The organism is Runella sp. MFBS21, from assembly GCF_029433105.1.
Lineage (GTDB): Bacteria > Bacteroidota > Bacteroidia > Cytophagales > Spirosomataceae > Runella.
Genome location: NZ_JARNTW010000006.1, coordinates 194,392 through 205,865, shown reverse-complemented (window position 1 = coordinate 205,865; position 11,474 = coordinate 194,392). Strand labels below are relative to the sequence as shown.

Here is an 11,474-nt window from a genome sequence, read left to right as displayed (position 1 = left end):
TTATTCAACAAAAAAGACAGCCCTTTAATGGCATAGTTCATGTACAATTTTCATTACATTGTCTACGCTCTCAATTGTGGGGTGTCGTTTGAGCACTTTGCGCTTAGCATTTTGGCCTAATTCATCTCTTAAAGAAGGATTTTCAATGAGTTCAATGATTCGATCACTCATTTGGGTTTCATCCAGATAGTCCACCACAAAACCTGCATCGGTTTCGACTAGCTCAGGCGTCCCTCCTGCTTTATTAAAGCATACAATTGGCTTGGCTGCCAAAGCGCTTTCTAATACTACTAAGGGATAGGGATCTTCGCGAGAGGTAAGAGCAAAAACATCGAATTGACTCAAATATTGAAAAACTTCGGAAGTAAGTCCCACGTGAATGATACGGTCAGCGATTCCCATTTTTTCGGCATCAAACCGTTGTACATCATAAAGCTCTGAATGGGGGTTCATACCTACCCATACAAAATAAATAGGCTTAGTTTTGCATCTTTTGATGACTTGCTGGGCTACCATCATAAATACATCATTGCCCTTGCGCCATTCGGCATGCCCGCATCCACCTACCAAAATAGCGTCGTTAGGAAGCCCCATTTTTTTTCTAATATCTACTTTTTTACCTTCTTCGATATTTTTAAGAATTTGGGGAGCGTCTATGATTTGAAAGGTGCTAGTTTGGTGATGTGGGTATTGGTAGTTTTTATAGAAATAGTTTGCCACAGCTTTGGAGACTACAATCAGGTGATTGGTTCGGCTCATGAGGTAGTCCATGTCAGAAGGAGCACTGAATTTTTTAATGGACATCTCTAACTCGTGAGCAAATAGCACCGTAGGCGCAGCTAGGAAATTGAGCTGATGGTAAGCTGCTGCCGAACCGATGGTATTTACGAAAATAAGCCCAAAATCTTGAGCTATCATATAATCTCGAAATTTTCGCCACCGTCTTTCCAATATCCACTGTTTCAAAGAATTTTCGAAACCTAATATTCTTAGTAACTGAGATAAAATACCATTGAGATAAACATCGCCCAAGCGAGGTAAACGAGTAGTAGGAAGTAGCGCCCTGAAATCATCTTCAAGGGGGCCATCACTGCACAACAATAAATGCATGGAGACCCCGCGTTGTTTTAGATGCTGTAGCAATTGCAACAATACGATTTGACCTCCAGCGCGGTTAGCGTCATGGCTTATGAAAAGGATTTTCTTCATTAAAAATTCGCTAATAAATTCTGCCAGTTTCCTAGCTGCTGATGTATATCAAACTCCAAGCCTCTGTTTTTCAGTGTATTTTTGTCAATTTTGATGGTTCCGTTCATTACATCCTGCATGATTTGGGCGAGTTTGGGAATATCGAAAGCCGGAGCAACCGCTCCCATACCTGGTAATACAAACTCACTAATTCCGCCGGAGTTGAAACCGACGATAGGTTTTTGGAGATAGGCGGATTCAATCATCACAAGAGGAAAAGGGTCTTCGCGTGAAGTGAGTACAAACCCATCACAAATATTGAGATAATCATAATAATCTTGTCCACCTTTAGGACCTAATGCTATGAAATTCAGGTTTTCACGTTTTACTCTTTCTTGTAAATAATACGAAACCCCGTATTCGCTATAGCTTCCTAGCCATACAATATAGGCGTTTTTGGGAAGGTGAGATAGCAAGTCGGGTATCATATCATATCCTTTCCTCATACCCATAGTACCTGACATGAGCCAAACAAAAGCATCTTTTGGAATACCAATTTGTTCTTTAAGAGCAGCGGGGTTTTGTTGGAGGGATATTTTGCCTGTATCAATAAAAGAATGTAAGAGCTTTACATTGGGAGCTCCCATTCTTTGGAGTTGTTGTACTACTATTTGTGAACATCCAATGGTGGTTTGGGCATGCGTCAACATTTCGGCAAAAGAATCAGCACGTAATGTTTCGAAAGTCTCCAGCAGCTCATGAACGTGTACTACATAAGGGATATTGAGTTTACGTGCTAGTCGGGCAAACTGCGGCATCGTAATCGTGTTGAAATACCACAAATCGGGCTTAAATTCTTGATGAATTTTTTTGATGTAGCTCTCTTCAGGAGTAAGGCCGAAGCTGCGATGATAAACAGCTTCGACGGCATAGTAGGGTAGCCCACGATGAAACTTATGGATGTAAGTGGCATCGGCAGGGGAGTTTTTTGCAAATAATTCTCCTGCTTGGCGCGAATAAACGGCAGTCTTTATCTCACTACCAGCCAAGTGTTTTATCAAATACCAAAGTACCATTTCTGAGCCTGTCCGCGCTCCGGTAGGGGTAAAAAACAAAATTTTCATGCGTTAGACATGGCTCTTCGGGTCGAGCTTATAAAAGTAAGGCTTGTTGCGAATGATTTTCCAAAAATAGGTAGAAAACAACCAAACTTTACGTGTAAAGTCTTTTTGTTGCTCAAGTTGGCCAAAAGGGTTGCGGAATTTAGAGATATTGAGTGCTATTTTCCAGCCAAAATATACCGGTATCATCACATAATAATTGAGCATTAAACCTAAGTATCGGCCAATTCCAAATTCTTTACGTACCCAAACAAGATTAGAAAGTTGGATTTGAGGATAAAATTTATTGACAATCGTAATGAGTACATCTTTCCGTTTGGGATTGCTTCCCCATTCGTGATGAATGTAGCGACAATCTTCAAAAACTTTGAGTTTGCCTACGCGTCCCAAACGGCAGTTCCACTCTACATCTTCTCCATACAAAAAGAAGTCTTCGTCCATGTATCCTGCCTTTGCGACTACTTCACGTTTGACTAGTAAAAAGGCTGCCGGAATCCAATCGACTTGGTCAGGGTCGTTATAGTGGGTTTCGGGGATGAATTTTTCTAGCAACTTCTCAAAAATACGCCCTGGAGGATGTACATATAGGGAGCGTTTAAAAACGGCTAAACTTCTAAAAAAAGGACGGGGAGTTTTGTCCGAAAACAATTGAATACCTCCGCAAGCAGCAGTATCAGCTTGAGTATCTAATCGCTGGACACAGCGGCTGATGATATCGTCGAGCAGTTCGGTGTCGGAGTTGAGCAGTAAATAGTAGCGCCCTTTTGAAGCTTGCATGCCTTTGTTGTTGGCTCTCGAAAAGCCAGCATTGTAGCCCATATCAAGCCACTGGATGTCGCTAAACTCCCGTTGAATAATCTCTTTGGCTCCGTCTTGCGAATCGTTGTCGACCACAATTATCTCAAAACTTACCCCTTTTGTATAAGCATAGATAGAGCGAATACAATCGGTCGTCAGTTTAAGCGTTTTATAATGAATGATAATAATTGAAACGTCCATTCAAAAGTTATATCGAAAAAACACTCCCTAAACACAGACGATTGGTAGAGCCAGTGCCAAAGGATGAGTGTTGAATGATAATGAATTAATAAACCTTATAACTTGGGGTGGGTCTTTTTTCGGCTGGGTTACCCATATATACGCCCCAAGCTTCAGTGTTTTTGGTGATAGAGGCTCCCATCGCAACGAGTGTACCTTCAGCAATAGTAGTATAGTCGCGAATGGTAGAGTTTACCCCAAAAAAACAATAGGATTCTACTAAGCAATGCCCCGATAATACCACATGAGAAGTAAAAAAAACATGGTCTTTGATAAGACCGTGATGACCGATGTGGTTGCCACTCCAGAGTACACAATTATTGCCAATTTTTGTAAAAGGCTGAATCGTGTTATCTTCTAAGATAAAGCAATTTTCACCGATTTCATTGCCAAACCAAGTTGCTTTTGAGCTGATATAAGAAATAAATTCATACCCTTTTGCTTTTGCTTCTAGGTAAACTTTTTCCCGATTTTTGTTCATTTTGCGGCCTGTCATAGGAGCAAAAAACTTAAATTCATCAGGAGGGAAAAACTTTTCTACGTCTTCAAATGCTACTACCGGGAGTCCCCAAAAAGTAGTTTCTTTTAAATATTCTTGATTGACCGTAAAGGCCACTACATCGTGTTCGGAATCGTGAGTTAAGTAAAAGTGCGCTAATTCTGCGGTATCTAGTACTCCAAAAATTACAACCTTCGCCATGTATGTTAAGTGTAAAAAGTGTGAAGTATCCAATTCGATACTCTATACTCAAAATGGTTAAACTAATTCGTATTCGTTTAAAAAACCTTGGATGGTGGCTAGATCATTAAACATCATGATGTCTATGATAGAAAGCCAAGGAACAAATTCATTTTTGAACTGTGGGTATTCAATAGATTTAGATTTTATAAAACTCAATTGGATATCGGTTTGCTCAAAAATATTTTTGTCATATAGCTCCGTTCCTCCGATGGGGTTAGTATAGTGACTGGCGTTTTCTTGTTTACAAATATCAAGGATTCTTTCTTGGGCTTTTAAGTGAGTATTTTGATAAATACTTGAACTTGGTATGATTTCTACTTGCATGTCCAAATAGTCTCTTAAAACCAACAAACTACTACATATCCAGTCACTTACTTTTTCGGCGTCTAAATTGATAATTTTTTCGGTGACTGCAAAAGCCGAAAAATAAAAGGGGGCTTTTTTGTATGCTTGTTCGAGTGTTTTCAGAAATTTCCCTCGCCATTTTGGGTCTTTACTCAATGAAATTTCATTGATAAGTTTGTTTTGGCTAGCGTCTTGTAGTGGAATGGTAAATAAATGCTCTTGTCCATTTACTAAAATCCTGTTACGATTAATCCACCCTTTATTAATATAGTTAACGTCATCATATACCACAAACTTATCCACGGCATTCATGAGTTGTAAATACCCAATGTAAGGCATAAAATAAGGCTGCATGATTCCTAGATGCATGAAAACAAAGATTTTGGTTTAGACTGATTTATTTTATAAAGAACCCCACGAAAGAATTATTTCAGTTTGCGAAGGTAATAATCTTCTCCTGGTACAATGAGTCCTTTCATGGTAGTATCTGTCCCTAAGCGTAAGTCTGTTGGCAAAGGTGGGATTACATTCTTTGAAAAGAAAAGGTAATCTGCTTCTTTAGGAATAGGCTGTACTCCTTTCTCAAAAGGATTGATGGTGATTAATTTCCTAGAAAGATGCTTTCCATAGAGTGGATATTCAAAATCGTCGTTGATTGTTCCCAAGGCTACGGTTGCGGAGTCAGGAACTATTTGATCGAATTTTTGATAAGCTTTCGTAATATCAGGACGAGCAAAAGTCATCATTGCAATTCGTTCAGTTTTGAAGGCAGAAGGCTTGCCCAATGCTGGAAATGGAAGACAACGAACATTGAGGAAAACCGAAAGTAATGCTGAAATACAAGCTACCACTGTCACAATACCGACGTATGTTTTGAGCGCTACCGAATAGCCAGATTTGGCGAGGCTATATTTATGCGTAAAAAGAAGAGATAAGAATAGTACCCCAAACACTCCCGTTTCCTGAAAATAACGTCCCTTCCAAGGGTCATAGGGAGCTGAATATGATAACGCTGCAAAATGCAACAATAAAGCTATCGCTAAAAACCAGTGAGCCGGCGAACGCACGATTCCGAACAATACCAAAAACACGAGAGGAAATACCAATGCAAATCCAAAAATTCCCCAATAAGGATTTCCGTTGAAAAATTCAAAACGGCGTTCAAAAGAAAAAGGTACAATCGAAAACTCCGTAGTTTCGTCTAAACGCATTTTGAGCTTATCTTCTAGCCATACCAAAGGTTTGCGCATACCGCGGTTGATGTCTTGACCTATTTTGATATTTCGCAAGCCATCGAGATTGACAAAATCATACCCATACCTTACCGCATTGCGAGAGCCTTGCTCAAACAAATTGCGGAAGCCTCCGTTTGAAGTAGCTCTTTCGATTGATTGGTGCTTGAGGGAAGTAGGAGGACCAATAGGATGCCCAAATACTTGGATATTTTTGACATATCCAGTGGGTAAAGTCCAAATACAAAAGCAAATCACTATGGCTGTTCCGAGTTTGAAGATGGCGGGCCAGTTGAGGCTAAGACTTACTGAAGCCCTGTCTTGAGTTTTGCTTTTAAGAAATACTGTATAAAGCATTACGATAAAAACAGAAGGCAAAAGTAAAGTAAATGTGACTTTATGACCATATACTACTCCAAAACTCAAAGCGGCTAGGTACAAATAGCGGTTTTCTTTGGTTACTTGGTAAGTAAATAAAAAATAAAGTAAGCAACTTAGATATGCTGCAAGTACAATGTCGGTTTCGGTAGTGATGGCTTGCATCAAAAAATCTAGAAACATGGCAAAGGCTAGGGCACAAAAAAAACTAGCATTGAGCCGATTTTTGGTAATGCGTTGTGTAATACCAAAAATACATACCAAGGTAATCCAGTAGGAAGCGTGATGAATGAGCTTGAAAGCATTTTCAAATTTACCAGTTATTAAATACGAATAAATTTGAATCGTACATACGCTTTTTGGGTAAGTGTCTATATTCCAGTTGGTACCACCAAAATGAGCCATGCTACCCCGTTGTATATATTGGATGACACGATTGAGGTGCCCAGTCATGCTATCCCATTCATTGGGTACTGTAAAAAGCACTAACACTAAATTGATAAGTCCTATAACTGCTACTGATACAATCATTACCCCAAACAAAAATTGCAAGTAAACTCCCGCACTTGCATACCATCGTTGGGCAGCATGCCATCGCTTAATGGCCATCTGTAAAGGTGAAAATGGAGTGGTTTGCGGAGAAAGTAGACCAAATATCAACTGGATAATAGTAGGCGGTATAAAAACAGAGAGTGCCCATGCCCACACATTCGCACTAAGATGCAGAGGCGATAGACAATAACCTGTCACAATAATACTACTAGCAAATAGGATAAAAGAGGTAATGAGCCATTCAATCAATGATGGACGGCAGATTTTTGCAGCTGTACGTCCAACATAGTATATAAACAGGGCAAAACTAATCAGTGTAATAAAATTTTGTATGAATATCATGAATGCTAAAAAGCTACGTCACCTACAAATGACTGATTGGAGGGGCGAAAATACGAATAAATTATCCAATAATCTGCTCTTTAGAGAAAAGCAGCAAATAAGAGTATGGCGCTTAAAGCGCCCAAATACGGCAGATTAACTACCCAATAACCTATAAATGTTGATTAATCAGGGTAGCTATACGCTCTACATCTTCGTGAGCAAGTTCAGCATGAAGAGGTAAACAAAGTACCTTCAATGATATATCTTCTGAGACAGGGCATGGCTCAGGATTGGAGAGAAATGGCAGTTTATTGAGAGAAGGGTAAAAATATCTCCGTGGGACGATGTCATGTTGACCTAGTACTTTTTTGATAGCCAACATTTTTGCTTCGGATTCGAATACTACTGGATAGTAGGCATAATTGCGCTCTAGTCCCATCGCCCATTCGGGAGCCGAAAGATGAGTCCAGTCAAGAAGCTCTGTGTACACATCACAGACTGCTTTACGAGCAGCTATCAATTTTGATACGAGTGGTAGATTACACAGCCCCATAGCTGCATGAATCTCGGAGTTCTTACCATTGATACCCATGAAAAAGTAATCATCGCCACGGTGTCCAAAAGCACGCATGAGGTGAAGTTTTTCGTGCCATTCCTTTTTGTTTGTAATGATAGCACCTCCTTCAATGGTGTGAAATAACTTGGTAGCATGAAAACTACAAGTGGCAAAATCGCCATAGGAGAGTAATGATTTACCAAGATAATTGGCCCCAAAAGCATGGGCACCATCATAAATCACTACCAAATTGTATTTTTTCGCAATTTTTTCAATTGCTTCTACGTCACAGGCGTTGCCATAGACGTGTGTTGCCATGATAGCCCGCGTATTTTCGGTAATTGCAGCCTCAATGAGGGCGGGATTGATGCAGTATGTTTTAGGATCAATATCAACAAAAACGGGCTGATAGTTTTCCCATAAAATGACATTGGTAGTAGCTACGTAAGAGAAAGGAGTTGTGATAATTTCCCCTGGCTCGCTCAATAACTTGAGCGCCATCTGTAATACGATCGTACCATTTCCACAAAAATTCAGGTAAGATACACCCAAATATTTTTTGAGGTCCTCTTCAAGTTGTTGGGCAAGAGGCCCATTGTTGGTAAGATATGCACTTTCCCAGATTTTTCTTAAATAGTCGACATATTGGTCAAAATCGGGAAGGTAGGTTTTGGTAACGTTAATCATTCCCTTTAGACCAGTACTTCTGATTGGTTGATTTGAAAATTTAATTGGGGGCGGACATAGCCAGGCCATTTGCCATACCAAGTTACTCCTTCACGGTGGTCTTCTACTTCAAAAGAAAGGGCTTCCGGTAGTTGGAACAAAACAGTTGAAGTGTCTTTTACTACCATGATAGAGATCACATAGGAGCCATCATTAAGAAAATTCCCCGGGATTTCTAGAGTAGCGGTCACCAATCCTTTTTCGAAAGATTGGGAAGTAGTACCTACATTGAAAATACATTCTCCCGTAAAGGCATATAGATGAAGACTGAGGTTTAGATCAGCACGCTCCAACATGTTCCAAAACTCGATATGTACTTTTACAGAAGTACGAACATCAATATAGTTTTTACCTTCCTGAAAATCGGGGTCGATACGTAGCGTACGGAAGCGCACTTGGTCGTTGCCTGGACCTTGTTCGGGGGTTTCCCAATAGTGCTCCAAATTGGTTTTAGCTACATGGCTCAAGTAATTATTGACTACATGAGTCGTATCTCCTTGCATTTTGAGTTGGCCATGTTCGAAGTAAAAAGCACGATTGCAAAGAGACTGAACTGCTGCCAGATTATGACTTACAAACAAAATAGTACGTCCACTTTCGGAGACGTCTCTCATTTTGCCAAGGCATTTTTTCTGAAAATCGGCATCTCCTACGGCCAAAACTTCGTCAATGATTAGAATTTCTGGACTTAAGTGAGCCGAAATCGCGAATCCTAACCTTACATACATTCCCGAAGAATAGCGTTTGACGGGAGTATCTAGAAATTTTTCTACACCTGCAAAATCAATAATGCTGTCAAAAGCAGCTTTGATTTCATGCTTCTTCATGCCCAAAATAGCTCCATTGAGGTAGATATTTTCCCGGCCAGTAAGTTCAGGATGAAACCCTGTTCCTACTTCAAGCAAACTAGCTACCCTACCTTTAATAGTTACTTTGCCAGCAGAAGGCTCAGTGATTTTGCTCAAGATTTTCAATAAGGTGGATTTGCCAGCGCCATTATGCCCCACAATTCCCACTCTATCACCTTGTTCTACTGTAAAGTTTACATCACGCAGTGCCCAAAACTCTTCTTTCTCAATTTCATCTTGTGCACCTTTTCCAAAAAAATGCTTAAATTTTTCGGAAAAAGTGTCGCGGAAAGTAGAGCTTTTGCGCATCGCCTTTTGGTGATCGATGATATATTTTTTGCTTATATCTTCTGCTACAATAACCTGCATCGAGCGCTTAAAAGTTTATCTAAATCCAAAAGTAATCAAATGTAATCAACAAATGAATTTTCCTCTTTACGAAAATAGTAAATGGAAATTCCTAAAGTAAGTGCGATGATGCCCATTGCACTGTATAAATGCTCAATCTTAAAGAAAGCTCCATCTCCCAAAAGACACCACTTAAAGCCATCAATAATACTCACCAGAGGGTTAAGATAATAAATATCGTACCACCAAACATCGTGATTGGCTTCTACCAACTTGCCACTATAGGCAATAGGACAAACGTAAAAGCCTATTTGTACTAAAAAAGGGATAAGTTGCCCTATATCCCGAAAACGTACATTCATTACAGCAAAAATCAAGCCGAAGGAAAGAGCCGCAAACAAACTCAACAAAACAAATACAGGTAAGAGTATAATTTGCCAATTGGGAGGATGTTGATACCAAATCGCAATTACTGCATAAAGAAACAGCGAAATCAGGAAGTCGATAAAACCAACTATGACTGAGCTCAAAGGCATGATAAGCCGTGGAAAATACGTCTTCGTTACTAAGTTAGAATTAATAAGAATACTATGACTAATCTGAGTGAAGGTATTAGCAAATAAATTCCAGATAGTAATACCTGCCAACACCATCAAAGGGTATGGGATGCCCTCATCTCCTTTGAGCCTAGCGATTTTACTAAATACAAATACCATCACCACCGTTGTGGCAAAAGGCCGTAAAACGGCCCAAGCTGCTCCGATGGCAGTTTGTTTATAACGAACCGATAAATCGCGCTTAGAAAGAATCCAGAGTAGTTCCCTGTTTTTCCATAAATCTTTCCAATAATTCTTGGCTCCGTGTCCGGCTTCAATAACTACTTCGTCCGAAAATTTCATTAATGTTCAAGTAGATTAGAAAACAAAAAGACGTCAATCTAAAGTTAGACGTCTTTTATGAATATATCGTTTAACTTTTTACAGTTTTTTTCTTTAAATCTTTAAGCGCTTCTACATAGGTCTGCTTTGCAAGTATAAAAATGATGGCTACAAAAAAGCCAATAATCGCCCCAAATTTCATGTTTTGACGAGTAAAAAGTTTGGTCTCAAGAGGCAGTACAGGAGGCTCTATGATAGTAAATAGAGGAGCTTCTTTGACAATTGACATCTTTAGACTTTCGAGGCTGCGTGAGGCTTCTAAGTAAAGGGAAGAAACAAAAGTGGTACTTCGCGTAAGTCGTCCCTCTTCTACTTTGGCTGTAGGTACTACTGCTTCAGTATTGATTACAGTAGTCTGTGCCAGACGGCTCTCAGTCCTATTAAGGACACTTCCTAACGAATCAACCCTCTTTTTCATGATTACCATCATTTCACGCGATTTCCTTGTTTGGTTTTCTTGATAAACGCGCTCTATTGTTTCCAATAATAAATAAGAAAATGTGCGCGCTACCATTTCATTTTCCATCGAAACAGCCAATTCATTAAAAGCTGTTTTCATATTAGGTTGTGAAATGCTAATTTCTCTATCACGAACTTTATATAAGACCCCATCAAAAACTTGGCGTTCAAGTTTCGACATGCTATCGCGACTAGTATGATTAATTCTCACTTTAGTCCATTCTGGAAGGAAACTTGCCCATTCATCCTCTCGTAAGTAAGTAGAATCAAGATAGTAATTGGCAAACAACTCCGTCTTACCATTGGCCAATTTGATTGGTGTTAGCAGGGCGCGTTCGAGTACAGGCCGGGTCTTAATAACATAAAAGAGATTTTCACCTGTAAATAATCCAGCATCTCCTTGTGCCCCTCCCATGCCTAGGAGACTACCAAAGTTGCCCATGTCACTCCCTGATTTAGACCCACTAATGCTGAAAACAATCCTAGAAATGTACTGTATTCGTTTGTTGTTTTCGGAGTCAACATAATACCCTATGGCTGTTCCGATTCCGACCATGATTAGAAGAATCCACCAATTTTTGAGAACCAAATCTTTGGTTTCAATTATTTTTTGGAATATCAGCTTGGGAGTAAGTGTTGCTTGTTCTTGTTGTTCCATGATATAATGATCACTAACCTG

The 11,474-nt window shown here is 39.6% G+C and carries 10 protein-coding genes; all 10 read right to left on the bottom strand.

The window, feature by feature from the left end:
• Nucleotides 1–24 precede the first annotated feature (24 nt).
• Nucleotides 25–1,209 carry a glycosyltransferase family 4 protein gene (locus P1X15_RS15185; RefSeq protein WP_277338981.1) on the bottom strand — a complete coding sequence of 395 codons (1,185 nt, stop codon included), beginning with the start codon at nt 1,207–1,209 and terminating at the stop codon, nt 25–27.
• The gene (locus P1X15_RS15180) at nt 1,209–2,312 is read right to left on the bottom strand and encodes a glycosyltransferase family 4 protein (RefSeq protein WP_277338980.1); all 1,104 of its coding nucleotides are present in this window, start codon (nt 2,310–2,312) and stop codon (nt 1,209–1,211) included. The genes P1X15_RS15185 and P1X15_RS15180 overlap by 1 nt, the downstream gene beginning before the upstream one ends.
• A gap of 3 nt (nt 2,313–2,315) precedes the next feature.
• A complete protein-coding gene (locus tag P1X15_RS15175; protein WP_277338979.1) occupies nt 2,316–3,308 on the bottom strand; it encodes a glycosyltransferase family 2 protein in 993 nt (330 codons plus the stop codon).
• A gap of 85 nt (nt 3,309–3,393) precedes the next feature.
• On the bottom strand, nt 3,394–4,047 hold the full coding sequence (locus tag P1X15_RS15170) for an acetyltransferase (RefSeq protein ID WP_277338978.1): 654 nt from the start codon (nt 4,045–4,047) through the stop codon (nt 3,394–3,396).
• A 57-nt stretch (nt 4,048–4,104) separates the two neighbouring features.
• On the bottom strand, nt 4,105–4,803 hold the full coding sequence (locus P1X15_RS15165) for a WbqC family protein (RefSeq protein WP_277338977.1): 699 nt from the start codon (nt 4,801–4,803) through the stop codon (nt 4,105–4,107).
• A gap of 56 nt (nt 4,804–4,859) precedes the next feature.
• A complete protein-coding gene (locus P1X15_RS15160; protein ID WP_277338976.1) occupies nt 4,860–6,938 on the bottom strand; it encodes a glycosyltransferase family 39 protein in 2,079 nt (692 codons plus the stop codon).
• A 151-nt stretch (nt 6,939–7,089) separates the two neighbouring features.
• Nucleotides 7,090–8,163 carry a DegT/DnrJ/EryC1/StrS aminotransferase family protein gene (locus tag P1X15_RS15155; RefSeq protein WP_277338975.1) on the bottom strand — a complete coding sequence of 358 codons (1,074 nt, stop codon included), beginning with the start codon at nt 8,161–8,163 and terminating at the stop codon, nt 7,090–7,092.
• 5 nt (nt 8,164–8,168) lie between these two features.
• Nucleotides 8,169–9,419, bottom strand: coding sequence for an ABC transporter ATP-binding protein (locus P1X15_RS15150; protein ID WP_277338974.1), 1,251 nt, complete (start codon nt 9,417–9,419; stop codon nt 8,169–8,171).
• A gap of 35 nt (nt 9,420–9,454) precedes the next feature.
• Entirely contained in the window at nt 9,455–10,297 is an 843-nt protein-coding gene (locus P1X15_RS15145; RefSeq protein WP_277338972.1) for an ABC transporter permease, read from the bottom strand.
• Nucleotides 10,298–10,367: 70 nt separating this feature from the next.
• On the bottom strand, nt 10,368–11,453 hold the full coding sequence (locus P1X15_RS15140) for a hypothetical protein (RefSeq protein WP_277338971.1): 1,086 nt from the start codon (nt 11,451–11,453) through the stop codon (nt 10,368–10,370).
• Nucleotides 11,454–11,474: the final 21 nt, after the last annotated feature.